The sequence below is a fragment of the Nostoc sp. DedSLP03 genome (assembly GCF_034530815.1).
In the GTDB taxonomy this organism is placed as follows: Bacteria; Cyanobacteriota; Cyanobacteriia; order Cyanobacteriales; family Nostocaceae; genus Nostoc.
Map to the genome: position 1 here is coordinate 1 of NZ_JAVRCK010000030.1, position 25,273 is coordinate 25,273.

The window sequence follows — 25,273 nt, forward strand, 5'->3', positions numbered from 1 at the left end:
CAATTTATCTGGCTGCTTCTGTCATTTGGCTCAATTGATGACACGCCCTAGATTTAGTGGGAAGATTAGCGATCGCAAGCTAATAGAAACTTTCAAACAAGCTCTAATATTAAAATCCTATCTGGGCAAGGGTTACAAATTATTCTCTGCCGAAAGTGACAAAAGAGGGATTACCCTTCGAGTTCGTTAATCGCTCGTAGGGAAACTCCCTTGTTTAGGAGACACTTTGGGTTAGCGTCTCTGAAAGAGAAGCCTCTCCCTTTGGGAGAAGATCGCGCGAACTTACTACGAACTTGCTTCTCGATCAATTTAAACTTGACACAGTAGTAGCGATTTCCAACTAGCGATGCAGTTCAACTCTAGGAAATATATCGCAGTCTATCGGCTCACCAGATTTTTTGGTTTTGAATGAATTCAATTCTGGTAGATCAATTTCTTCAACAGGTCTGAAAGGCCATGCTTTCGGGCGGTGATAGTAAGTAACATCATCGCCAGTCCAATTGGTAACTACTGCACGTCGTTGTGTAGAAGATATGTTGGTTACTGAATGATGAATTGTCAGAAAATGATGAACCAAGCAATCTCCAGGCTCCATATCCCAAGACAAAATTTCGCGAGGTTCTGGCTCTACAAACCAGGAGGGGTTTGATCCTTCACGTAACTCTTTGCCCCATTGATGAGAGGCTTTGATATACTCTAATCGACCATTTTCTTGGTTGGCACTATCTAAAGCCAGCCAAATTTTACAACACTGCCAGCCTTTTATAGGCCAGTAAGGTAGGTCGTTATGCCACCCAACACGGCTGTTTGTTTTCGGCTTTTTAACAAAGAAACCGTCGGTCAAAAAGTTCAGTTTTTCTGATTTCAAGACTTGAGCGGCGAGGGATGCTAGCGGAGATTCAAAAGCCAAAGCACGGAAATCAGCATCGGTGAGCCATAAGCTACTGGTATGTTCCACATGACCTTCTGGTCTGGGAATACCTTTAACTTCTAAAGGGCCGGGGATTAATACATTCTTATCAACGGCTGTTCGCATCCGTTCTACCCAGATGTCATCCAAAACATTTTTGACGCAGATAACGCCGTCTCGCTCGAAAGCTTCAACTTGTTGGGTGGTAATTTTTGATTTGTCTACCTTAAGCATTACGAAAAAACGAATAAAGTCAGATTTATGTAATAACAGATTTCTATAATCTGCTTTACTGACATTAACTTGGTCACTAAGTTAAAAATCTTTCTTACTGTAAAGTAAAGATATAAGTTAGCAGTTCTTCCTATAGGTGGATAAATCTCCAAGTTAAGTACAACTTTTTGTTCTCATATCCGCAACAAAGAGATTTCATTCTAACTACCTAAGTCTTTTTTAACAATGAGTGGCACAAGTGAAGCTAATCGTAATACACCAGATACAATAAATACTTCTGCTATACCAAAAGACCCAGCAAATTGAGCGATGAAGCCACCGATAGTTGCTCCTAAAGCACCACTTGCCCCAGCAACAGCTGCTGCGATCGCAAAATATATAGACTGATTTTTTACTGGTGCAATCTCTATCTGAAGATTGTTGTTACACAAGTCAACTCCTCCCCAATTAGCTCCAATAAAAATGTGTAACAGCGGCAACCATAGCCAGAGATCGAGAGGACTAGAACCCATTTTCAGCCACAGCCAAGGTATGACTGCAATGAGAAGTCCATTAGAAATTAAAATCGGACGATTGCCTATTTTATCTGCTAATCTGCCCCAGACGATCAGCATTAGCATGTGTGCTCCTGCTCGCAGACTGTTGTAGAAAGTTACCCAACTCACATCCAAGTCCAGTGTGTCTAGCAAGTAGAGGTTAAAAAACGGGGCACTTAGATTAACAGCAAATGTCCATGAGCCGAAATAAAGTAGAAACACCAAAAAATTAGAGTTTTTCCAAATGCTGCTATCTATCTGATTTTGAGGAGTTGGCATTTGCGGCAGAGAGATTGGTTCAGATATCTCACCAGGTTTATTTGGTGCCAAGTCCGACTGAATCTCACTGGTTTGAGATGAGTTAGCATAATAAGTATTTTGTAGTTGAGGGTTTATATCAACCTGAAAATACTGACACCCCAAGCTCACAATTCCAAAGATAATGCCTAAGAACAAAACCACCCCATAACCTTGAATAGCTCCCCCGTACCAATGTGATACGGCGAGACCAGCTATTGGCAAACCGACCAACTCGGTTAAGTTAGCAAGGCTATTGCGTAGCCCGAAATATCTACCTCGTAATTGCCGTGGGACTAACATTGCCATCCAACTCAACCAAGATGCGGCTCCTAATCCTCCTAAAAAATTGCTGCATACGAGAATCAAAAGCGACAATATCACTAATTGGTTGGAATTAAGCCCTCCCCAACTAAAGCTAACAATGCCAATTACTAAAATCAGCCATAGTAGCCGACCAATCCCATGAGTGCGAAGCGAATACTGAAAACGGCTAGTACTGCGTTCAGACAAATAAGCACCCATCGGCTGAAAGAGATTTACCAACATGGGGATAGAACTCACCATGCCAAATACCACTGGACTGGCATCTAACTCCACCAAGAAATTACCTAGCAAAATTGCGCCAGTACCAATAGAGAAAAGTGCTGCGAAAACACCATCGATAGTAGAAGCACTCAAACTGGTGCGAACAGCATCTTTAGGAATACGATGGCTGAGTGTTGAGCTAGGAGAGAGTGTTGTGGATGGCGAAGCAATCTGAGCAATTTCTATAGAAAGAGGCGCACCTGTTTCAATTTGAGAAGAATCCATAAATCTAGTATTTAAGAAAATAATTTAGGATTTACGTATCATACACATGTACTATACTAAGTTTAGGCTTTTGAGCTGTGTCTAACACTCAAAAAAGTTGCAGTCAGCACCTGAAATCTATATATTGACTGTTTGTGAGCTTGTGTGCCTAAAATGATTGTCATTGATGTGCTGAAAGTCGTTTTCAAGTTTATAGATAGCAGTTTATCTCTGGTTTCTTTATTGAAACCGCAGGAATAGTCTGTATACTCATCGGGTATTTTGTTTTTTATTTCAAGAGTTGATATACCCGATTTGCGAAGTGAGATAGCAATACTACCTCAACGGTCTGGAAAAACCGGGTTTTAATATGCAGGTATCCGCAGAAGCAGTATCGAGCGCGGGTGAGCGTAAATTAGAAGTCAAAACGGAAGAAAAAGGCATGACCAAGAAGGAGAAGGGGGAAGGGGGAAAGGATACAAGAAAGAGTTTTTAAATATAAAGCACATGTAAAGATTTATTTCGAGATACGTAGGCAGAAAAATAGGGACTCATGTTAAAGGGTAAAGGTAAAAGGGAAGCAGGAACAGGACTCTTGTGTTATCCCTTTTCCCCGCCCCTTATCCCCAGAGGGAACCCCCTGACAGGTGTAGGTATTTTACAAACGTGGCTGAAATGAGGTTTTTGCGTTGGTTGAAAACTCAAATTTTAGTCTCTAATTTTCCACCTAAGAACGAAATTTCGTTATTTGAACCACCTTTAGAACTCTGTTTGAGAGTATCCACTCATGCCCACATAAAAAACCTACACTTGTCAGGAGGGAACCCCACCTTCCCCTTTCCCCCAAACCCTTGCGAAGCGTTTTTACTTCAGCCCCTAACTTTAGTTATGGGGTTCCCTTTCCCCTTTCCCCTTTAACCTTTTCCCTCCCCAAAGGGCGTTGACCCGCACTGAATTCCGCTATGGTAGGTTTCAGCGCGTGATTTTGCTACTTACCTACGTTCAGAATGAACAGGTTCAAGCAAAATACAAGGATGGCATTCTCAAGCTGACGCTGCCCAAGGCTGAATCTGAGAAGAACAAGGTTGTAAAAGTATTCTGCGAGTTGGAGTGTCTTTTTTTTGTTTCATGCAACGAAGGCTATGAAGAAGAAAACCTGTTTTGGATACTCAGATATCGGAGCTTATATGCCAAAGTTGTTGGTATTTAGCGCCTACGTTGTAATTACTATTTCGGCTTTCTCGCTGTCTGGCTGTATGCACGAAAAAACAAAAAAAATTGTCGGATTTTCGCAAACGGAGAACATTGGACCGTGGCGCATTGCCGAAACGAACAGCATTAAGGAGGAGGCCGCCAAGCGTCAGAAAACTTATGATTTTCTGATGACGGATGCTCAGGGACAGACATCGAAGCAATTTGCCGACATTGAGGATCTAATTGCACGACAAGTTGATGTGATATTTCTTGCACCACGTGAGTATGAGGGTCTTACGCCCGCTCTCGAAGCAGCGAGAGCGGCAAAAATACCGGTTTTTCTCATCGACCGTGAAGCAGCAGGAAGACCAGGCGAACATTTCGTCAGCTTTCTTGGGTCGGATTTTATCGCCCAAGGTCGCCGCGTTGGTGAATGGCTAGCCCAGGCAACCAACGGTAAGGCATCCATCGTGGAACTCACAGGAACAGCGGGTTCATCGGTTGCAATCGATCGCGCTAAGGGATTTCGTAATGCGATCGCTACTTATCCCAACATGAAAATCATCGCCACATGGTGGCGATCGCCCGCGCTATATCCTTTGGGGCGCGGGTGCTAATTCTTGATGAACCCACGAGTTCGCTGACGGAAACTGAAGTTTCTGTGCTTTTTGATGTCATGCGGCGGCTAAAGTCGCAAGGGACATCTATCGTCTACGTCAGCCACCGTTTTGAAGAACTTTATGCCGTGTGCGATCGCGTCACGGTACTGCGTGATGGGCGCAATATCGTGACGCGATCGCTCTCTTCGCTGACTCGTCTGGAACTCGTTTGTTTTATGCTAGGTCGTAAACCCGAAGAGGTGAGCCAAGGAGTCACGGCATTTGCAGGACACTCGCAAAACACGCCTTGTCAGCCAGTGCTGCTCCAAGCGGAAGCTCTCAAATATAAAAAACGGCTCAATGGTGTTTCCATTGAAATGCGGCATGGCGAAATCGTTGGGCTTGCGGGTTTACTCGGCTCTGGTCGTAGTGAAACGGTGCGTGCCTTGTTTGGAGCTGAACCTCTTGAAGGTGGAACTGTAAAACTCGAAGGTAGTCTTTTATCTCTGCGCGATCCTCATGATGCCATAGACGCAGGCATAGCTTTCCTTTCAGAGGATCGCAAGGCAGACGGCATCATCCCTGAGCTTTCGGTGCGTGAAAACCTCACACTTGCTGCACTACCGAACTTGACGCGATGGGGCATCGTTTCCAGAAAACAACAGAGCGAACTTGTAGAGCGTTTCATGCAGCGCCTTGGAATCAAAGCCGCCAGCGCCGAGCAGAAGATCCACGAACTATCGGGCGGTAATCAGCAGAAGGTACTTCTGGCGCGATGGCTGTGTAAGAATACTTGAGGGGGCGACAATACTCGTTAAAGTACCACAGGTAAAGGATTTGAAGTAACAGACCCTCTCAAAAAAAGGGAGCTTATTGACAATGAACTGTGCAGTTATTAAGCACCTATCTATGGGGTACAGTTTGATGGTAAAAAAGAACGGTCTCGTAAATTGAACAAGACCGTCACTATAATGTTGCCTTCATTTTATCAAACGTTTCTCGAAAAATACCTAAATCACTCGCAGTTAATTACTTTAAAATTGTTAGTGTGGTTGTTACAAAATCAAAAACAAGTCAGACTGGAAAGATTGGCGGCAACGCTACCTTTACCCATACAACAGAATAGTCGAAGGCGACATTTACAAAGATTTCTAACGTTGAATGCTTTGAGTGTAGTATTACTGTGGTTTCCGATCATTGAAGCAATAATTAACCAACATTTTAAACTGGGGTCACAATTAACCATTGCGATGGATAGACGAGCGTGGAAAGAAAATAACGTGTTGATGGTGAGTGTGATTTATCAAAAAAGAGCCTTACCAATATTTTGGGTAATGTTAGAGAAGGATGGCAGCACTAACTTGGTAGAACAACAAAAAGTATTACGACCTGTTATCCGGTTGCTAAAGACTTATAAATTAGTCGTAATTGGGGATAGAGAATTTCATAGTATAGAACTAGCAGATTGGTTACACAGACAGAATATCAGCTTTGTGTTTCGTCAGAAGCATAACACCACTTTTCGTGAAAAAAGACAAAAGTTTAAACCCTTAAATAACATTCCTATTCATCCAGGTATTCGTCAATTTTATACTAATATTCATCTTACGCAAAAGTCAGGATTTGGTCGATTCAATTTAGCAGTTTACTGGAAGAGAAAGTATCGAGGTAAACAAGAGGGTGATGCTTGGTATTTATTAACAAACTTACCTGACTTGGAATCTGCCGTCAAAATTTACAGTCAGCGTTTTGGAATAGAGGCGATGTTTAAAGACTGTAAAACTGGTGGTTACAATCTGGAGGGTTCTAAAGCTAATCCTGATAGACTTGTACGAATAATATTGTTAATTGCCTTGGCAATGACTTCTGCTTGGTTACAAGGACAAAGGACTAAATTACAAAGACAACAACTCTATGTCTGCCGGACTCAAGAAAAAGGTAGAACTAGAAAACGGCACAGTAATTTTTGGATAGGTTTATACGGACAAAATTGGATAACTGCTTTTCATGAGTGTCAAATATGGGTTGAGGAACTTATGGGTTCTATTCGCAATAAGCTAAGGTTTTATCGCCAGGGCTTGAAAGCTATGTCACTTATACAGCAAGCTCTTTAGCTCCACTGTCGCCCCCTGAATAAGAATACAAAACTTCTTCTCCTTGATGAGCCAACTCGTGGTATTGATGTTGGTGCAAAGCGCGAGATCCAGCAGCTAATTGCCGAACTAGCAGAACAAGGGCTGGGAGTTCTGATGATTTCCTCGGAAGTGGAAGAGTTAGTTGAAGGTTCGCAACGTGTCGTCATCCTGCGTGACGGGCAGTCAATCGCGGAACTGGGCGGCGAACAGAAGAACATCAAGGCAATTCTGCACGCAATGGCGGAAGGCGCAGATCGTCAGGAAGCCGTCGGTGGACAATCTCAAACAGAGCAAAATCCAAATGAAGAGCAAGAAGCCTAATCTGGGTTGGGGAACCCTGTGGAATCCAAACTTCGGTGCATTTGCGGCACTCTTAATTCTCTATGTTGCGAACGCCATCTTCACACCGCGTTTTGCAACAATTAGCAACACATTGAATATGTTACTGCAAGTATCCACAACAATGTTGATTGCCGTTGGCATGACCTTTGTCATTGCCTCCCGTGGCATCGACCTGACGGTTGGCTCTACTATGGCATTGGTTTCAGTCATTGTGGCATTGCTGATTAAGTATGGGATGACTGTGGCCATCTTGTTCGCTTTCAGCGCTGCTCTGTTGGTTGGTTCGATCAATGGCTTTCTGATCTCACGTCTGAAACTTGATGCCTTGATCGTCACCTTGGCGGCTCTGATCTTATGGCGTGGGATTGCTCAGGTTATCGGGGACAGTAAGCTCGTTCCTTTCGTCCATCCGACATTTGAAGCGCTGGGAAAGGGGTATCTCGGTTCTATACCAATTCAAGTTGTCATTGCGGCAGTAGCGATCGCGGCAGCTTTCTTCTGTATTCGCTCTACACTTTTGGGCCGTCATATCGTTGCAGTTGGCGGCAACGAGGAGGCCGCACGGCTTGCGGGTATCCGTGCGGAGCGCGTGAAATATATAGTCTATATAATTAGCGCCCTGCTTGCCGGGTTAGCCGGACTGATCGAAACAGCAAGGCTGGGCATGGGCGATCCGAGTAAGGTCGGTGTCAACGCGGAATTTGATGCGATCGCCGCTGTTGTTGTTGGCGGCACGCCCTTCTCTGGTGGTCGGGCAAATATCCTCGGTACTGTTGTCGGAGCCTTGCTCATGCAGGTGATTTCCACAAGTTTCAATATGCTCCTGATTCCCTTTACCTGGTCTTTAGTTTTGAAATCTGTAATCATTCTTTTCGCCATTTTTTTGCAGCGTCCGAGGGAGGTTTAACGGGTCATGCCTGCGACAAGGTCTCTTGCACTTACGGGTTTGCGGCATCTTGCCAAACTCCTCACCTCCCAAGGCGTGCTACTCATGCTCCTTAGTTTGGCTGTTTTCGCATCCTTTCGTTATGAAACGTTCCTGACACCTGTTAATCTCATGAACATCATGCGACAGAATAGTATGCTGGCGATCGTGGCGCTAGGCATGACTGTCGTCATCTTGAGTGGAGGAATCGATCTGTCTGTGGGTTCCCTGGTTGCTCTAGGCGGTGTTGTTACAGCAATGCTTGCCGGACAAGGAAGCTTCGCGGCGATCGCCGGTGGCATTGCTAGCACCACGTTGCTCGGTGTAGTCAATGGTCTTCTGGTGTCTCGCGCGCGGCTTCAGCCGTTCGTTGTTACCTTATTCACTGCCAGCGCTGCACGCGGTCTGGCGTTGAGCATCACCGAGGAAAAGTCCATTGCCGTATCATCGACAGTATCGGGATTTATTTGGCTGGGTAGGGGATTCATTGGTTGGATTCCTGTACCTGTGCTGATAGTTGCACTCTTATATTTTGCAGCTTGGTTTATGCTGCACAGAAGCCGATTAGGTTTGCACATATTCGCTATTGGCAATAACGAGGAGGCTTCTCGGCTCATGGGCGTGAACCCAAACCGAGTGAAGGTGGCAGTCTACACATTTAGCGGGTTGCTTTCAGGGCTTGCTGGTATTATTCTCGCAGGCCGTCTAGGGGCGGGTCAGCCTGTCGCTGGCTTTGGCTGGGAGACGGATGCGATCGCCGCCACCGTCATGGGAGGAACGTTTCTCGCAGGGGGTCAAGGGAGCGTGTTTCCGACGCTAATCGGTGTACTTTTACTAGGAATGATGTACAACCTTTTAAATCTTGAGGGAACCATTACTCCTTGGTGGCAACTCGTACTTCGTGGGGCCTTGTTACTTTTGGTCGTGCTTTTTCAACAGCGTATTGTGCAGAAAGGCTGAGTTTATTGAAACGGAAGTTGTAGTTGTTCAGAGTTTCTGACTCTGTTCAACGTTAAATATAAAAGAATTAGTATTCTTGGTTTTTGGGAGCCTCAACACAGTTTTGAATATGGGGTTGTGGTCGGTGGTTTTAATAGTGAACGTTACTTGCAACTACTGCAATGCCAGCCATATTTAGCCCAACAGCGTCTTGAACAAACGTGTAAAATCACTGTCATTATTCAAGATGGAGCATCATTTCATAGTAGCAAACAAGTTCAACAATACTGGCAAATTTAGCACTCAGCTTGTGGTTGTACATTTTTTTTCTACCCCCATACTCACCTCAAATGAACCGCCTTGAAAATCGGTGGCTCCACCTGAAACGTTATGAGCTTTCTTCACAGATTTTTGACGATAAGTATGAACTAGCGTAGGCGTAGCCCGCCGCAGGCATCGCTCTAATTCATGCTATTGAAAATCGTGTAAACAACGGTAATTACTTTGTTGAACGTTTTATATTTAATCATGTCTAGCTACTTATAACGTCTCTGAAAAAGAAGACTTAGTGCTTTTCAATCAGTGGCGGGTCTGTAGCAACATCCCGCAGGGTATCCACCACTGATTGTTCTGACTCCTGAATTCTTCTTAAACCAGAATTTTTATAAGGAACAAACAATCAGTACATCAACGTCTGTCTCTATATCTGTTTCAAAATATAGATACTAATGTATTTCCAGATAGTGAAGTTATGGAATTATATACTTTATTGTCTATTAGTAGCTAAATACTATTTATTTGTTCTATCTTACTATGAAAATCATGCGAAAAAACTACTTTAACACTAATCAAGGGCGAATTTTTACTGCTTTTATTTTGACTGGAATTTTGTCTGTTGCTAGCGGTTTAACACTTGTAAAAGGTGCTACGGGGGCTTCTCTTAATTTATCGCTAGAAACAAGCAATGAAGTTCTCAAAGACAATATTAAACCAAACCGTTTGCCACGTCCAGTAGCTAATGCGGTACTGCGCGATTTAGCCCGCAGGCAGGGAATTTCTACTAGACAACTGCAAATTATTGACTACAATCAACAGACTTGGCGCAATGGTTGCTTGGAACTGCCTCAAGCTGATGAATTCTGTACCCAAGCCTTAGTTCCTGGTTGGCGGGTTGTGGTATCTAATGGCAAACAAAACTGGGTTTATCATACTAATAATAATGGCCGATCGCTACGTTTAGCTTCAGCAAATACTCCCTCAGAAAATTTGCCAAATAAATTACCCACATCTGTAAAAAATGCGGTTTTACAAGCCGTATCCAGACGTTTGCAACAGCCAATTTCTCAGTTAACCATTATTGAGGCTCAACAGCAAACTTGGAGAGATAGCTGTTTAGAATTAGCTAATCCTGATGAATTCTGTACCCAAGCTTTGGTATCAGGCTGGCGGGTGGTTGTCGGCGGAGTCGGTCAAACTTTGGTTTATCATACTAATCAAACAGGTTCCGCACTCAGGCTGAATCAAAAGGCTAACGAAACTACACTGGCCCCTGTGCAAATTCCAGCTAGTGAGTTACCACCACCGTTAGATCGAGATATAGTATTTCGCCAAATCTCCAGTGGGGGTTTTGCTGGTAGAACCTATGAGACTGTTTTACTCAAGGATGGGCGACTGATTCGCGTGCGGATTGGTGATGCTAATGATTCTGAACGTAGTGTTCGCCGTGTTTCTGTGCAACAGGTACAACGATTTGTGCGATCGCTAGAACGTTCTCAGTTTAGTAAATTTCGGAATTTGAGTTACCCAGCCCCCAGTGGTGCTGCTGATTATATCACCTATACCCTCACCAGCCAAGAAGGTACGGTTCAATACAACGATATTTCTCAAAATAACCTGCCAAAGAATTTACAGACAGCAGTCAAAGCCTGGAATCAAATTGTAGCCAGCGCACAATCATAAACTTCATTGATGAAATTGAAGAATAAGAAAGTAGCAAGAACCTAGCTACAGAGTCGTCATTCTCTTATAAAGTAACGGGTTGCAAATTTCCTAAATGCTGGCGATCGCGCTATCTTGAAAAATCAACTTTCAAGATAGCGAAACTAATGAAAGGTGTTTACGGCAATATTTGGTTGAAATACTTATCTAATTCGCCGTTTTGTAAAATACCACATAGGATTAAAATTAAACATGAAGTCTACTGTTAACAAGCAGTTACTCGAACAGCAATATTATATTAACTTGTCAATCCCCCAAAAGAAGTATCTTAAAAAGATTAATCAAGCTTATTTAGTTTAAATGGGTAAGCAAGTTTGTAGTAAGGACTAAAGTGCTTATTATAAAATCTCTTGCACTAGCTTAGACATTGGATTAGTACAGCACGACGTAAATCTAGCTACTATCTCAATTAACTAGATAAGTTGCTCTGAACAACTTATTAAAGGTAGGCAAATTTCCGCCACAGTGAACTAGTAGTTTTTGCTCAATTATACTCGGTTGAGGTGAAAAAATAGCACGTTTAATCAAGTAATATAAACTTAGTCAAAAAATATTTTGGAAAAAACAGGCTTGTATATTAATCAAACATTAATTACATGGAACAAGTCATTACTTCAATGCCAGATGCTTTGTTAGTAACCAGTAATTCAGGAAAAATAAAAAAAGTAAATTATGCTGCTCAACAATTATTTGGTTTTCCGGAAGAAGAATTAATAAATCAACCGATATCATTAATCATTGATGAAGATCAATTTTTAATTAAAGCTATTTGTCAACATTTTTATTTAAAGCGTAATGCCCAAAATCTAGAAGTGGTTTGTCGAACCAAAACTAGAGAGAAACTGTTGATTGCTTTTTCTTGCTCAGTGATTACCAAAAAAACAGAAGGACTAGAAGATATTGTCTATATTGGTCGGGATATTACTGCTTGGCAACGCCGAGAACAGCGTACAAGTGCCCAGTATTCTATTACTCGCATATTATCAGAATCACAAAGCATAAAGCAGGGGATTCCCCAAATTTTGCAGTCGATTTGTCAAAACTTGGGATGGGATTTAGGCGAACTTTGGACACCAAGTCAATATATTGGTACTTCCCTACAAGGAGATAGTCTCAATGCAGTACTAAGGTGTGTAGAAATTTGGTCAAGTCGATTAGTTTCTGTGCGAGAGTTTAAAGCAATCACTTGGCAAACTACTTATACACCTGGTGTTGGCTTACCTGGTCGAATTTGGATCAGACGTTTACCTTTGTGGATTAAAGATATCACAGTAGATGGAGATCAAAGGCGATCGCTACTGGCTGCGGAGGCTGGATTGCACGCAGCTTTTGGCTTCCCCATTTTAGACGATAGTGAAATCTTAGGAGTGATGGTTTTCTTTAGTCGGGAGTTCCTACCAAAAGATAAAGACCTACTGCAAATGATGGGTTCTATTGGTAGCCAAATTGCCCAATTTATCAAACGCAAACAAGCAGAAGATGCTCTTGTGGAAAGTGAAGAGCGATATCGAGATTTATTTGAAAATGCTAATGACTTGATTCAATGTGTCAATCCATCTGGTCGTTTTTTGTATGTCAATCGTGCATGGCGAGAAACTTTGGGATATAGCGAAGCTGAAATTGCGAATATGAGTATTTTCGATATTATACATCCAGAGTTTAAACAAAGCTGTTTGCAAAGATTTTATCGCGTACTATCAGGAGAAAATCTTGGGCAAGTAACAGCTATATTCGTTACTAAAGACGGTCAAACAATCTTTCTAGAAGGTAATATTAATTGTAAATTTGTTGAAGGTCATCCAGTTGCGATTCGCGGCATTTTTCGCAATGTAAGCCAGCGAGTAGCAGCAGAAGAAGCACTTCGATATCATCAGAAAGAAACCGAACGTTTATTGCTGAATATTTTGCCAGTCGCAATTTCTAGAGAAGTGAAAGAACAACCAGCTAAAATTGCCGAAGACTTTGCTGATGTCACAGTTTTATTTGCAGATATCATTGGCTTCACCGAAATTGCTACTTCTATGAGTGCAATTCAACTGCTGAACCTACTCAACTCAATTTTCTCAGTTTTCGATCGCCTCACCGAACGATATAGTTTAGAGAGAATCAGAACCATTAACGATGCTTATGTGGTGGTTGGTGGCTTACCTACACGCCGCCAAAATCATGCTGAAGCGATCGCTCTGATGGCACTGGATATGCAAACTGCGATCGCTCTATTTAATACTGAGAATAACCAAAATTTCAGCATCCGTATCGGCATCCATAGCGGTTCGGTAGTAGGGGAAGCGATCGATCTGAATAAGTTTACTTATGAACTCTATAAAGACACGGTAAATATCGCTCGCTCTATGGAATCCCAAGGTATTGCTGGTAAAATCCAAGTTACAAAAAATACTTATAAGTGCTTATGTAATGAATTTGTATTTGAAAAACGAGGCGAAATTGAAGTTAAAGGCAAAGGGAAGATGACAACTTATTTGTTAATTGGACGCAAGGGATGAGGGCATTGGGCATTGGGTATGGGGAAAGGGGTAAGGGGAAAAGGGGAAAGATTAAATTTATTCCTTTTCCCTTTAACCTTTAACCTTTTCCCCTGCCCCCCTGCCTCCCCTGCTCCCTGCCTCTTCCCTTAGTGAGTATTCGGAATCAGCCGTCCACAGGGATAAGTTGCTGTTGGCTGTGAAGCATTTTCAGCAACTGCTGCTGGAACTCGATCTGATGGTTGGGTTTTGGCTGCTAGATAATCTTTTTGCAGTTTATCTAAAATGGCTTCTCGCCTGTCGTATATACGCTTCAGGGGACGAGGCTGGCATTTGTTTAACACATACGCACTCACCAGTGGTAGAGCGATCGTGCTATCGGTATAACAAACGATTGTGTTAGGTAACTCATCCGGGTCAATTTTACCCCAGCTGACAGCTTCCGATGGGGTCGCCCCAGATAAACCGCCTGTATCTGGACGTGCATCGGTAAACTGCACAAAATAATCGTGTCCTCGTTCTTCCAACCCCAAAACTTCGTGAAGTTGCGGTTGAGTTTGTAGCAAAAAGTTTTTAGGACTACCGCCACCAAGAATTACAGCCGCACTTTTACCTCCTGATTCACGGGCATTATATGCGATCGCTGCTGTCTCATTCACGTCAATTGATGGATCGATCACCAACTGCGAACCTTCCAATGCTAAAGCCGCCACGTTCATCCCAATTGAACTATCTCCTGGAGAAGACGTATAAATCGGTACACCATACTCATAAGCTGTAGCTAGCAAGCAGGAATGCTGCACACCCAATTGCTTTTCTACTTCTCGGACATATTTACCTAGTAAATGGTGAAATTCAGCCGTTCCCATCCGCTTTTGAAACGCTTCTCCTTGGAGAATCTTGCGGATGAACGCATCAGTTTCTAGCAGCACATCGTAACCAAAAATAATGTCATAAATGCGGATCGTGCCTTCTTGACGAAGTTTCACATCATCCAAAAACGGATTACCAGCAAAGAGTTCAAAACCCAAACCATAATGCATATCGTGGTAAAGATTTGCACCAGTGCTAATCATCCAGTCAATAAAGCCGTTGCGAATTAAAGGTGCAAGTGCTGAAACCCCAAATCCTGCTGGCGTCATCGCACCGGAAAGGCTAACTCCCACCGTAACACCTTCCGTTAGGACATCGCGACTCAGTAGTTGGCAGATTTCCCGCAACCGCGCTGAGTTGTAAGCGGTGAAGTATCGATCGATCAAATCCACTACACTGATATCATTTGATATCGGTGTGGGTGCAATTTTTTGACCCAGCTGTTTAGACATTTTGGCACTCCCGAACAGTAAACACGCCGAATCTAATAGTATCTAGCTTTCAGCCAAAGTGGCAGCAATATTTTTTTACCACTAGCTTGAAAAAGTAAGTGAGGAGTAGGAGAAGAAAACTTTTTCAGCCCTTTTGGGATTTTCCGATGATTACAGGCATATTAGTCACATTGCTGCGAAATCACACCATAGTTTGACTAACATTGGGTTGTAATCCAGTGTGTGCGATCGCTTTTTCGGTTTTGGAATGGTGATGCCTTAATAAACATTAGTTGCAAAGAATTAACAATTAGTATTTTTTCTTTAATAACTATCTTAAATCTTTTAACTATCTGCTTAACTGTCTTAACTGTCTTTTAATTCTTTAATTTTTGATTTAACTATTTGTTTAACTGTCTTAACTGTCTTCTAATTCTTCAATTTTTGATTTAACTATTTGCTTGACGGCTTGAATCTACGGATTGCTTTTTATTTACAACTATGAAAAATTATGAGAGCACCAAGATTTAGTATTAAAAATTTATTTGCCAAAAACTTCAAAGAAAACGTACATAGCTCGTTATTTAGATTATGAGCATCTTAATATTCTCGCTTTGAAACGAACCACCACGAGCAAACCAAATGTGGCGATCTAGCTGGGTGGCGATCGTACTTGTGAGAATGGCACTAACAAAAAGGCGAAAGGCTTGTGTCACTTCGTTCCCAGTCTTCAGACTAGGAATGTATTTCTGTGGGCTGCTGCCTCTGGTCAAGCCACTGGAGGCGGAGCCTCCGACAATGGGTTTAGAGCCTCCAGGCTCTTAACCAGTTAGGGCAAAGCTTATAGCTTTAGTGCCATTCATATTTGTCAACTGCAACAATGCTCAGATCCGCTACGAAATAAAGATAGAAGAAGACTCCAGAGGAGGTTTAGCGCAGATCATGCAACCCTTTGAACTGCCAGAATTTTACACGCCTTGGCCCGCACGGCTGAACCCAAACCTGGAAGCGGCACGAGTCCATTCCAAAGCGTGGGCTTACGAGATGGGGATACTTGGCTCAGAAGAGGAAGCGGAAAGCTCGGTTATCTGGGACGAGCGCACATTCGATGCTCACGACTACGCCTTGCTTTGCTCGTATACCCATCCAGATGCACCAGAAGCGGAGCTTGACTTAGTAACCGACTGGTATGTTTGGGTGTTCTTCTTCGACGATCACTTCCTAGAAATCTATAAGCGCACCCAAGACATGGCTGGGGCAAAGGAGTATCTTGACCGGTTGCCAGCGTTTATGCCAGTGCATCCCACTGATACCCCTTCCGTTCCCACCAACCCAGTAGAGCGCGGCTTGGCTGACCTCTGGTCTCGCACTGCTTTTACTAAATCTGTGGACTGGCGACTTCGATTCTTTGAGAGTACCAAGAACCTCCTAGAAGAGTCTCTGTGGGAACTCGCCAATATCAACCAAGATCGGGTCGCCAACCCCATCGAATACATTGAGATGCGCCGCAAAGTTGGTGGCGCTCCGTGGTCAGCGGATCTCGTCGAACACGCCGTGTTTATAGAAATTCCGCCCCAAATCGCCTCGACTCGGCCAATGCGTATCCTCAAAGACACATTTGCCGATGCAGTGCATCTTCGCAACGACTTATTTTCCTACCAGAGAGAAGTGGAGGATGAAGGTGAAAACGCCAACTGCGTACTGGTCTTGGAGCGCTTTTTAAATGTCAGTACTCAGGAGGCGGCTAACCTTACCAACGAACTCTTAACTTCGCGGTTATACCAGTTTGATAACACTGCCGTTACTGAGTTGCCCCCCCTGTTTGAGGAGTACGGACTAGACCCAGTGGCTCGCGTGAATGTTCTCCTTTACATCAAAGGACTCCAAGACTGGCAATCGGGCGGTCACGAGTGGCACATGCGATCGAGCCGCTACATGAATAAAGGAGGAAACAATTCTTCGACATCCACACTTCTGGGAGGCCCTACAGGGCTAGGCACATCGGCTGCGCGGATTGAATCGCTATACGCCGCCTTGGGTTTGGGAAGGTTCAAGAGCTTTACTCACGTTCCATACCAGGCTGTCGGGCCAGTAACACTGCCGAAGTTTTACATGCCCTTCACTACAAGCTTGAATCCCCATCTGAATGCTGCGCGGAAGCATTCCAAAGAATGGGCACGTCAGATGGGGATGCTGGAATCACTACCTGGGATTCCTGATGCCGTCATCTGGGATGACCACAAGTTTGATGTTGCCGATGTAGCCTTATGCGGTGCGTTGATCCATCCGAATGGATCTGGTCACGAGCTGAATCTGACCGCGTGCTGGCTTGTTTGGGGAACCTATGCTGATGATTACTTCCCGGCACTCTACGGGAATAACCGCAACATGGCTGGTGCGAAAGTGTTCAATGCCCGACTGTCAGCGTTTATGCCTCTGGATGACTCTACTCCAACCGAGATTCCGACCAATCCGGTAGAAGCGGGCTTGGCAGATATTTGGTCTCGCACCGCTGGCCCCATGTCCGCAAATGCGCGGACTCAGTTTCGCCGTGCAATCCAGGATATGACTGACAGCTGGGTGTGGGAACTCGCTAACCAGATTCAAAATCGGATTCCCGACCCGATAGATTATATTGAGATGCGCCGTAAGACCTTTGGCTCGGATCTGACCATGAGTCTGTCCCGACTAGCTCAGGGCAACGAGATCCCGCAGGAAATTTACCGCACCCGAACAATGCGATCGCTCGATAATTCCGCCGCCGACTTCGCCTGTTTTACCAACGATATCTTCTCCTATCAGAAAGAAATCGAATTCGAGGGCGAAATCCATAACTGTGTGCTGGTCGTTCAAAATTTCCTCAATTGCGATAAACCACAGGCTGTTGAAATTGTCAATAATCTGATGACTGCTAGGGCGCTCCAGTTTCAACTGATCGTTGCCACCGAACTGCCAGTTCTTTTCGATGATTTCAACCTGGATGCAAGTACCCGCGAAAAACTGCTCGGATACGTCAAGAAACTAGAGCAGTGGATGTGCGGCGTACTCAAATGGCATATAACGGTAGACCGCTATAAAGAATTTGAATTGCGTAGTACGTTAGCAGGGCGGCTACTTAGCGGGCCCAGAGGTCTGGGTACTTCAGCTAGGCGTATTGGATCGTCGATTGATCGGGGGAGTCTCAAGTCATTACTCGGCCAATGAAGTTAGGTTTTCTTGTCGGTGAGTTAATTCAAGGTCATACCATTTTGGACTTTAGATTTTAGATTTTGGATTGTGAAACATCCATTGGATAAGTGTTTCAGTTTTCCATCTGTCGCAATCATTTTTCAAATTGGTGTCAGTATGCGATCGCGTGAGATCAATTTTTTTAGTAACTAAAAAGTGGAGGATTAAGTTGTGACGTATTCTAACGATCCCAATTTGAATGTAGAAGATCAGCAGCCTTTGTTAACTTTAAGTACAGCAGCGGCGCGTAATTTAGCGACAACGGCCAAATCTGCACCACAGACTCAGGAAATTACATCTCGGTGGTTGTTGAAGTTGTTGCCGTGGGTGCAGACAAAAGGTGGCGCTTATCGAGTCAACCGTCGGTTGAGTTATTCCGTGGGTGATGGACGGGTGACTTTCACCAACACTGGAGCTGCGGTGCAGGTGATTCCCCTGGAACTAACTGAGTTGCCCTTGCTGCGGGGGTTTAACAATCTTGACGTATTGACCGCGTTGGCAAACCAGTTTGAGCAGCAGGAGTACGCCCCAGATGATGTAATTGTTGAACTTGGCCAACCTGCCGATCGCGTGATTCTGATTGCTCGTGGCAAGGTAAACAAGATTGGTGTTGGCAAGTATGGCGAGCAGATCGTGTTCGATGTGCTAGCTGACGGCGACCATTTCGGTGATGAAACTGTGGTGCAATCCGAGGATACTTGGCAGTACACCCTCAAGGCGATTACCAGAACCATCGTTTTGTCGCTACCTCAAGCGGCGTTTGAGAGGGCGATCGCTCAATCTGAGGCGTTAGGAATCCATGTTGAACAGTTCCGCACCCGCCTAAACCAGCCACAGACTCCCCAAGGTGAAGCTGCCATTGAACTGGCAGCCGATCATCCCCAAGAGGCTGAGTTGCCGGGAACCTTCGCCGATTACGAACTCACACCGAGAGAATATGAGTTGAGCATTGCTCAAACGGTGTTGCGAGTCAGTACGCGGGTAGCCGATCTGTACAACGAACCGTACAACCAGACAGAAGAACAACTGCGTCTGACTATTGAGGCTTTGCGGGAACGTCAAGAACACGAGTTGCTCAACAACCGCGAATTCGGGTTGCTGCACAACGCCGATCTCAAACAGCGTATCTACAGCAGTAGCGGCGCACCTACTCCCGATGACCTTGACGAACTGTTGGCGACGGTATGGAAGGAACCGGGATTCTTCCTGGCTCACCCCCGCACGATCGCTGCTTTCGGTCGCGAGGCCAACCGCCGGGGCCTCTATCCACAAAGCGTAGATGTGAACGGCGTTCAGGTCACATCTTGGCGCGGCGTACCGATCTTTCCTTCCAACAAGATCCCCATCACCAATAACCGCACCAGTTCTATCCTTTTGCTCCGCACTGGTGTAGAAAAACAAGGGGTAATCGGCTTACATCAAACTGGTATCCCCGATGAATACCAACCCAGCTTGTCTGTTCGATTCATGGGCATCAGTGAAAAGGCAATCATCTCCTACCTCGTGACTGCTTATTACTCCGCAGCCGTCCTCACTCCTGACGCACTTGGCATCCTCGAAGATGTTGAGATCGGGCGCTAAATATCAGGAGTGAATAGGCACGCTTGTAAAGCCCAAAAGCTTGTTTAGCCTCGTTCCCAGCCTCCGGACTGGGAATGTATTCCGAGAGGTTCTACCTCTTGTCAAGCTATGGAGGCGGAGCCTCCCAGAATGAGTTCCCAGCCTGGAAGCTGGGAACCAGTCAGGATAAGGGCTGTATCTTAACTTAGTGCCATTCTATCAGGAGTGTTGAGTGCTGTTAGCTATTAATGGAACTCAGGACTCAGTACTGAATGGCACTTTTATTAGTAACTAGAGGATCGGTTGATGACGGATTTTATTGAATCAAATTTAAATGTTGAGAGTGGACAACCTCAACTAAGTTTGAGTAAAGATGCTGCGCGTAATTTGTCCACAACCACCAAATCTGCACCGCAGACACAGGAAATTACCTCGCGGTGGTTGTTGAAGATGTTGCCGTGGGTGCAGACGAAGGGTGGAACTTATCGGCTGAACCGTCGGTTGACCTATACGGTGGGTGATGGACGGTTAAGTTTCTCTAACACCGGAGCCGAGGTGCAGGTGATTCCCCAGGAACTTGGTGAGTTGCCCTTGCTGCGAGGATTTGACGATATCGAGGTGCTGAGGGCGTTGGCAAGTCGGTTTGTTCAGCAGGAGTTTGCACCTGGCGATATCATAGTCCAGTCAGGTCAGCCAGCCAATCAGCTTTTCTTGATCGCACATGGCAAGGTAAACAAGATTGGTATTGGCAAGTATGACGAGCAGCCTTTGTTGGATACGCTAGCTGACGGTGATTATTTTGGCGATCGCGTGTTGGTGGAGTCAGAAAGCAATTGGAAGTTCACGGTCAAAGCTGTAACCCAATGCACGGTATTGGCGCTACCACAACAGGCATTTCAGGAACTGCTCAACCAGTCGCAGGCGTTGCAGGCTCAACTTGAGCAATTTAGGACTCGCGCCGAACTTCCACAAAACAAATACGGAGAAGCTGCGATCGCATTGTCAACTAGTCATAGTCAAGAGACGACGTTACCGGGAACTTTTGTTGACTACGAACTTTCACCCCGCGAATATCAGTTGAGCATTGCTCAGACTGTGTTGCGAGTGAATACTCGCGTTGCGGATCTGTACAATCAACCATACAACCAGACGGAAGAACAATTGCGGCTGACGATTGAGGCATTGCGGGAACGTCAAGAATACGAGTTGATCAACAACCGCGAATTTGGATTGTTGCACAACGCCGACCTCAAACAGCGCATCTACAGCCGCAGTGGCCCCCCCACTCCCGATGACCTTGATGAATTAGTCACCCGGCGGCGGAAGTCGAGGTTCTTCCTAGCTCATCCCCGCACTATTGCAGCCTTCGGTCGCCAGTGCAATCGTCGAGGCATCTATCCAGACACCATCGATATGGACGGGAGCAAAATAATCACGTGGCGCAATGTACCGATTCTGCCCTGTAACAAAATCCCGATTACCAAGAACCAGACCAGTTCTATCCTTATACTCCGCACTGGTGAGAAAGACCAGGGCGTGATTGGCTTACATCAAACTGGTATCCCCGACGAATACCAACCCAGTTTATCCGTCCGATTTATGGGCATCAGCGAAAAAGCCATTATCTCCTACCTCGTCACCGCCTACTACTCCGCAGCTGTCCTCATCCCCGACGCACTTGGCATCCTTGAAGATGTGGAAATCGGTTTGTAACTTTTTTGAGTGGAATATGAGTCAATTTTGCTAAACTTTCAGTTACCCTGAAACTCATAACTCACCACTCAGGACTGATGCAAGATAGGCAAGAACAAATTTCGCAAGTGGTAGTGACTGCTGGGCAGATGCGCGATATTGAAAAGCGGATCTTTGCAGTGGGAATGCCTGTAGTTGCTTTGATGGAAAAGGTGGCGGGACTAATTGCTCGTCGCATTCCAGAGATTCCTGCAAACACCCCTTTGTTAAGGGTATCTCGTGTGGGAATTCTTGTCGGCCCCGGTCATAATGGTGGTGATGCTTTAGTCGTAGCCCGTGAATTATACTTTCGCGGGTATGAGGTTTGGATTTATTCTCCTTTTTCTAAGCTTAAAGAATTAACTTCGCAGCACTTGCAATATGCCCAGAGTTTGGGCATTCCAATTTATCAAACAATTGAACAACTACCAGATTCTGATTTGTTGATTGATGGCTTGTTTGGATTTGGTTTAGAAAGAAACCTGACCGATCCCATTGCTTCTGCAATTAATCAGTTAAATGAATTATCTATACCGATTTATAGTATCGATTTACCTTCAGGTTTGCACACCGACACTGGCGTTGTATTAGGAACTGCCATTCGCGCCACTCACACATTTTGCTTAGGTTTATGGAAACTCGCTTTCTTCCAAGATCGAGCGTTGGAATATCTCGGTAAAGCTGAATTAATCGATTTTGATATTCCTTTAGCTGATGTGGAAGCTGTTCTCAAAGATGCACCTAAAATTAAACGGATTACACGAGCCAAGGCACTTGCTACTTTACCTTTACCCCGTCCAGCAGTTACTCACAAGTATAAGGAAGGACATTTACTGCTGATTTGCGGTTCGCGACGCTATGCAGGTGGGGCGATTTTAACTGGTTTGGGTGCTAGGGCTAGTGGTGTCGGGATGCTTTCGATTGCCGTACCCGAATCTCTGAAATCTCTTTTGGTGTCACACTTACCAGAAGCGCTAATTGTCGGTTGTCCAGAGACGGAAAGTGGAGCCATAGCTCAATTAAAATTACCAGAAAAAACTGATTTAAGTTCCTTCAATGCGATCACTTGTGGCCCCGGTTTAACACGAGATGCTACGCCCATTGTGCAACAAGTCATAGAAAGCGATCGCCCTTTGCTTCTCGATGCCGATGGTTTAAATATCTTGGCACAAATGGGAGCGATCGCCACACTAAAAAAACGCCAAGCAGTAACCGTACTCACACCCCACACTGGCGAATTTGAGCGATTGTTTCCTGATGTCCCCGATGCCAAAGATGACAGAGTGAAAGCCGTACAAAAAGCAGCCGCCCAAAGTGAGGCAGTAGTACTGTTGAAAGGGGCAAGAACTGCGATCGCCAACCCTCAAGGTGCTGTTTGGATTGTTCCTGAAAGCACACCCGCCTTAGCCCGTGGCGGTAGCGGCGACGTGTTAACTGGGCTACTGGGTGGATTGTTAGCGCAAGCCGCAACTAAACAGATTCTTGTAGAAGATATTGTCGCAACTGCTGCATGGTGGCATTCCCAAGCAGGTATATTAGCAGCCCAAGAACGTACTGAATTGGGTGTAGATGCGTTTACATTGACACAATATTTGATGAAAGCTGTAACTTAGTCAAATTCCTCGTTCCCAGTCTCCGACTGGGAACGAGGAATTGGGATCAGGGATTGACTAAATACCAACGTTGTAGCGCCAACCGTTGAATTTCGTGCCAGGGAATATTATGTTTTCGGGCTAAGTCTGCACAATCTTCATATTCGGGCTGCACATTTGCAAGAACTTTTTCTGGCGATCGCCCTTTCCATGCTACTTTTACACGCACTTTGCCATATTCCGTTTCCACTTGTTGAATTTCCCGTTGTAAAATGGCGCGTTGCTGAGTTGTTCGCCGAATGCCTAAAGTTGTAGTTTCGCGGAAGATAACGGCCTCACAACTGAGTAAATTTTCTGGATGACAAATCACAGTTAGCAAAATCCCCGAACGGGACTTTTTCATACCGATCGCTTGGGTAAAAACATCCAGCGCACCAGCAGCAAACAACGCCTCAAACGCATAGCCAATAGCTTGTGGACTTAAATCATCAATTTGGGTTTCTAGTACCGAGATGGTTTCCAAATTTGAGCTAGTAGCTTCAGAATCACTGAAATTTGACTGTAAACTTGCGCTTTCACCCAACCAGAGGCGTAAAATATTGGGAATGGGTAAATTGATGGTTCCTGCTCCCAGTCCTATCTGCTTGATAGCGATCGCAGGTGGTGAACCAAAATCTCTTGCCAAAGTAGTGGCGATCGCGGCTCCTGTTGGCGTTACTAATTCTCTGTCAATGCCATTGCTATAAACTGGACAACCCCGCATTTCCCACAGCTTTAACACCGCTGGCACTGGTACTGCCATCTGACCATGTGCAGCCCGAACAGTGCCGCCACCAGTCGGAAACGCCGAGCAGTAAAGTAGGGGCAATCCTCGATCGTTGCTCGCAATCCCCAACCAATCCAACCCCAGGCAAGTACCCACAATATCTACGATCGCATCTATAGCACCAACTTCATGAAAATGAACTTTTTCAGGTGCAATGCCATGCACCGCCCCTTCTGCCACCGCTAGCTGCCGGAATACCGCCAAACTCCAAGCTTCTGCCCTTGATGGCAACCCTGCCTTGAGAATCATTTGCTCTATTTCTGGCAAGTGGCGTGTGTGATGGTGACTGTGTTCGCCATCGTGGTGATGGTGGTGATGGCGATCGCGTACTAAATCCACATGGACTTTAGTTGCCTGTTGACCATTCCGTTGGACAAGTTCCGCCCTTAACTGATATTCCTGTTCAATACCCAACCCATTAAGTTTTTCAATTAAATACTCCACAGGAACACCCAAACTGACCAAAGCACCCAGGCACATATCACCAGAAATTCCTGTCGGACATTGAAGATAAGCGATTTTATTCATAATAAATTTGTCATTAGTCATTAGTCATTAGTCATTAGTCATTGGGCATTGGGCATTGGTTATTAATTATTGCTTCCCCTGCCTCCCCTGCCCCCCTGCCCCCCTGTCCCCCTGCTCCCCCTTTCCCTCCCCAATCCCACTCACCGAGTTATGGCAAAAATTTTCCCAGTTCATCCGGACAATCCTCAAATTCGCCGAATAGAGGAAATAAAGTCGGCGCTCTCTAGTGGCGCAGTCATGCTTTACCCTACTGATACAGTCTATGCGATCGGTTGTGATTTGAATGCCAAGTCGGCGGTAGAACGAGTGCGGCAAATTAAACAGCTAGCAAACGATAAACCATTGACATTTTTATGTCCCTCGCTTTCAAATGTGGCAACTTATGCCTTCGTAAGTGACACAGCCTATCGGATTATGAAACGCCTGATTCCAGGGCCATACACGTTTTTGCTGCCAGCTACGAAGTTAGTACCGCGATTGGTACAAAGCCCCAAGCGGAAAACTACTGGAATTAGAGTACCAAACCATACTGTGTGTTTGGAGTTGCTGGCAGCCTTGGGCAATCCGATTATTTCAACTTCAGCACATCTGCCACCAGATGAAGCAGATAATGGCATGATTCGGATAGATCCTGAAACGATTCAGTCGCGGGTAGAGCTATTCGATCGTTTGGACAAGTTGGTAGACATAATTGTAGACACTGGCGAGGAACCTACATTTGAAGTATCTACCATCCTAGATATGACCGGAGACGAAGCAGCAATTATACGGAGGGGTTTAGGTTGGGAAACAGCAGCAGCATGGGTATAAGAATTCCACTTCACAGGCGCACCTCTCGGTTTCGGAAATTGTGATAAAAATAACTCCAGTTTTAAAATTGTCATATTTAAAAGTGATGTCTACGCTCGGCTGTTATGTGAGACCGTGGATATAAGAGGATGGTGGCAAAACTTGGCACAGTAAGGTATTTGACAACTTTCAGAAAATGGCGGGTACTCGTGTGCCAGCGTTGAGATGGTGGCTTGTGAAGAAAAGCGACACATTGCCATAACTGTAACTCTTTCGTATTTCCTATAGTTTTGATATATGAGCTTTAGATGTGAGCATTATATACGACAAG

At 44.9% G+C, this 25,273-nt stretch carries 20 protein-coding genes and 1 pseudogene; 16 read left to right on the top strand and 5 right to left on the bottom strand.

The window, feature by feature from the left end:
* Positions 1–190 (top strand): hypothetical protein (locus tag RM368_RS16090; protein ID WP_322694981.1); only part of this gene is annotated, 190 nt, incomplete at its 5' end.
* 150 nt (positions 191–340) lie between these two features.
* On the opposite strand, the gene RM368_RS16095 is transcribed toward RM368_RS16090, so the two are convergent.
* Positions 341–1,144: a phytanoyl-CoA dioxygenase family protein gene (locus RM368_RS16095; RefSeq protein WP_322694982.1), complete on the bottom strand. Its 804-nt coding sequence runs from the start codon at positions 1,142–1,144 to the stop codon at positions 341–343.
* Positions 1,145–1,344: 200 nt separating this feature from the next.
* Complete coding sequence (locus tag RM368_RS16100) at positions 1,345–2,790, bottom strand: MFS transporter (protein WP_322694983.1); 1,446 nt, start codon at positions 2,788–2,790, stop codon at positions 1,345–1,347.
* A 910-nt stretch (positions 2,791–3,700) separates the two neighbouring features.
* On the opposite strand from RM368_RS16100, the pseudogene RM368_RS16105 reads away from it, so the two are divergent.
* The 10 genes and pseudogenes from RM368_RS16105 to RM368_RS16145 form a co-directional block, all read left to right on the top strand.
* Positions 3,701–3,979, top strand: a pseudogene (locus RM368_RS16105) (Hsp20/alpha crystallin family protein); the annotation flags it as partial.
* Between the two features lie 46 nt (positions 3,980–4,025).
* The gene (locus RM368_RS16110) at positions 4,026–4,580 is read left to right on the top strand and encodes a substrate-binding domain-containing protein (protein WP_322695047.1); all 555 of its coding nucleotides are present in this window, start codon (positions 4,026–4,028) and stop codon (positions 4,578–4,580) included.
* On the top strand, positions 4,535–5,359 hold the full coding sequence (locus tag RM368_RS16115; RefSeq protein ID WP_322694984.1) for an ATP-binding cassette domain-containing protein: 825 nt from the start codon (positions 4,535–4,537) through the stop codon (positions 5,357–5,359). Before RM368_RS16110 ends, RM368_RS16115 begins: the two co-directional genes overlap by 46 nt.
* Positions 5,360–5,533: 174 nt before the next feature.
* On the top strand, positions 5,534–6,676 hold the full coding sequence (locus tag RM368_RS16120; protein WP_322694985.1) for an IS4 family transposase: 1,143 nt from the start codon (positions 5,534–5,536) through the stop codon (positions 6,674–6,676).
* 135 nt (positions 6,677–6,811) lie between these two features.
* Positions 6,812–7,018: a hypothetical protein gene (locus tag RM368_RS16125; RefSeq protein ID WP_322694986.1), complete on the top strand. Its 207-nt coding sequence runs from the start codon at positions 6,812–6,814 to the stop codon at positions 7,016–7,018.
* A complete protein-coding gene (locus RM368_RS16130) occupies positions 6,999–7,946 on the top strand; it encodes an ABC transporter permease (RefSeq protein ID WP_322694987.1) in 948 nt (315 codons plus the stop codon). The genes RM368_RS16125 and RM368_RS16130 overlap by 20 nt, the downstream gene beginning before the upstream one ends.
* A gap of 159 nt (positions 7,947–8,105) precedes the next feature.
* A complete protein-coding gene (locus RM368_RS16135) occupies positions 8,106–8,924 on the top strand; it encodes an ABC transporter permease (RefSeq protein ID WP_322694988.1) in 819 nt (272 codons plus the stop codon).
* A gap of 293 nt (positions 8,925–9,217) precedes the next feature.
* Positions 9,218–9,340, top strand: coding sequence for a transposase (locus RM368_RS38765; RefSeq protein WP_416212236.1), 123 nt, complete (start codon positions 9,218–9,220; stop codon positions 9,338–9,340).
* Between the two features lie 376 nt (positions 9,341–9,716).
* The gene (locus RM368_RS16140) at positions 9,717–10,862 is read left to right on the top strand and encodes a hypothetical protein (protein ID WP_322694989.1); all 1,146 of its coding nucleotides are present in this window, start codon (positions 9,717–9,719) and stop codon (positions 10,860–10,862) included.
* Between the two features lie 635 nt (positions 10,863–11,497).
* Positions 11,498–13,405: an adenylate/guanylate cyclase domain-containing protein gene (locus tag RM368_RS16145; RefSeq protein WP_322694990.1), complete on the top strand. Its 1,908-nt coding sequence runs from the start codon at positions 11,498–11,500 to the stop codon at positions 13,403–13,405.
* Between the two features lie 128 nt (positions 13,406–13,533).
* Here RM368_RS16145 and RM368_RS16150 read toward each other — a convergent pair whose 3' ends face one another.
* Together RM368_RS16150 and RM368_RS16155 are read right to left on the bottom strand one after the other, a co-directional pair.
* Entirely contained in the window at positions 13,534–14,709 is a 1,176-nt protein-coding gene (locus RM368_RS16150) for a homospermidine biosynthesis protein (RefSeq protein ID WP_322694991.1), read from the bottom strand.
* A gap of 563 nt (positions 14,710–15,272) precedes the next feature.
* Positions 15,273–15,404, bottom strand: coding sequence for a hypothetical protein (locus RM368_RS16155; protein WP_322694992.1), 132 nt, complete (start codon positions 15,402–15,404; stop codon positions 15,273–15,275).
* 136 nt (positions 15,405–15,540) lie between these two features.
* Between RM368_RS16155 and RM368_RS16160 the strand changes: the two genes are divergently transcribed.
* The 4 genes from RM368_RS16160 to RM368_RS16175 all read left to right on the top strand — a co-directional run bounded on the left by RM368_RS16160 (position 15,541) and on the right by RM368_RS16175 (position 22,820).
* Complete coding sequence (locus RM368_RS16160; RefSeq protein ID WP_322694993.1) at positions 15,541–17,892, top strand: family 2 encapsulin nanocompartment cargo protein terpene cyclase; 2,352 nt, start codon at positions 15,541–15,543, stop codon at positions 17,890–17,892.
* Positions 17,893–18,087: 195 nt separating this feature from the next.
* Positions 18,088–19,497 (top strand): family 2B encapsulin nanocompartment shell protein, encoded by a 1,410-nt coding sequence (locus RM368_RS16165; protein ID WP_322694994.1) that lies wholly within the window; start codon positions 18,088–18,090, stop codon positions 19,495–19,497.
* Between the two features lie 285 nt (positions 19,498–19,782).
* Positions 19,783–21,189, top strand: coding sequence for a family 2B encapsulin nanocompartment shell protein (locus tag RM368_RS16170; RefSeq protein ID WP_322694995.1), 1,407 nt, complete (start codon positions 19,783–19,785; stop codon positions 21,187–21,189).
* 77 nt (positions 21,190–21,266) lie between these two features.
* Positions 21,267–22,820 carry an NAD(P)H-hydrate dehydratase gene (locus tag RM368_RS16175; RefSeq protein ID WP_322694996.1) on the top strand — a complete coding sequence of 518 codons (1,554 nt, stop codon included), beginning with the start codon at positions 21,267–21,269 and terminating at the stop codon, positions 22,818–22,820.
* A 46-nt stretch (positions 22,821–22,866) separates the two neighbouring features.
* On the opposite strand, the gene larC is transcribed toward RM368_RS16175, so the two are convergent.
* On the bottom strand, positions 22,867–24,153 hold the full coding sequence (gene larC, locus RM368_RS16180) for a nickel pincer cofactor biosynthesis protein LarC (protein WP_322694997.1): 1,287 nt from the start codon (positions 24,151–24,153) through the stop codon (positions 22,867–22,869).
* A gap of 150 nt (positions 24,154–24,303) precedes the next feature.
* On the opposite strand from larC, the gene RM368_RS16185 reads away from it, so the two are divergent.
* Positions 24,304–24,963: an L-threonylcarbamoyladenylate synthase gene (locus RM368_RS16185; protein ID WP_322694998.1), complete on the top strand. Its 660-nt coding sequence runs from the start codon at positions 24,304–24,306 to the stop codon at positions 24,961–24,963.
* The last annotated feature ends 310 nt before the right edge of the window (positions 24,964–25,273 follow it).

Excerpts from the sequence above, each read along its gene's own strand:
- larC (WP_322694997.1), bottom strand. The coding sequence starts at position 24,153 with ATGAATAAAATCGCTTATCTTCAATGTCCGACAGGAATTTCTGGTGAT.
- RM368_RS16120 (WP_322694985.1), top strand. The coding sequence starts at position 5,534 with ATGTTGCCTTCATTTTATCAAACGTTTCTCGAAAAATACCTAAATCAC.
- RM368_RS16125 (WP_322694986.1), top strand. The coding sequence starts at position 6,812 with ATGATTTCCTCGGAAGTGGAAGAGTTAGTTGAAGGTTCGCAACGTGTC.
- RM368_RS16145 (WP_322694990.1), top strand. The coding sequence starts at position 11,498 with ATGGAACAAGTCATTACTTCAATGCCAGATGCTTTGTTAGTAACCAGT.
- RM368_RS16170 (WP_322694995.1), top strand. The coding sequence starts at position 19,783 with ATGACGGATTTTATTGAATCAAATTTAAATGTTGAGAGTGGACAACCT.
- RM368_RS16110 (WP_322695047.1), top strand. The coding sequence starts at position 4,026 with ATGCACGAAAAAACAAAAAAAATTGTCGGATTTTCGCAAACGGAGAAC.
- RM368_RS16130 (WP_322694987.1), top strand. The coding sequence starts at position 6,999 with ATGAAGAGCAAGAAGCCTAATCTGGGTTGGGGAACCCTGTGGAATCCA.
- RM368_RS16175 (WP_322694996.1), top strand. The coding sequence starts at position 21,267 with ATGCAAGATAGGCAAGAACAAATTTCGCAAGTGGTAGTGACTGCTGGG.
- RM368_RS16100 (WP_322694983.1), bottom strand. The coding sequence starts at position 2,790 with ATGGATTCTTCTCAAATTGAAACAGGTGCGCCTCTTTCTATAGAAATT.
- RM368_RS16135 (WP_322694988.1), top strand. The coding sequence starts at position 8,106 with ATGCGACAGAATAGTATGCTGGCGATCGTGGCGCTAGGCATGACTGTC.
- RM368_RS16150 (WP_322694991.1), bottom strand. The coding sequence starts at position 14,709 with ATGTCTAAACAGCTGGGTCAAAAAATTGCACCCACACCGATATCAAAT.
- RM368_RS16115 (WP_322694984.1), top strand. The coding sequence starts at position 4,535 with ATGGTGGCGATCGCCCGCGCTATATCCTTTGGGGCGCGGGTGCTAATT.
- RM368_RS16095 (WP_322694982.1), bottom strand. The coding sequence starts at position 1,144 with ATGCTTAAGGTAGACAAATCAAAAATTACCACCCAACAAGTTGAAGCT.
- RM368_RS16185 (WP_322694998.1), top strand. The coding sequence starts at position 24,304 with ATGGCAAAAATTTTCCCAGTTCATCCGGACAATCCTCAAATTCGCCGA.
- RM368_RS16140 (WP_322694989.1), top strand. The coding sequence starts at position 9,717 with ATGAAAATCATGCGAAAAAACTACTTTAACACTAATCAAGGGCGAATT.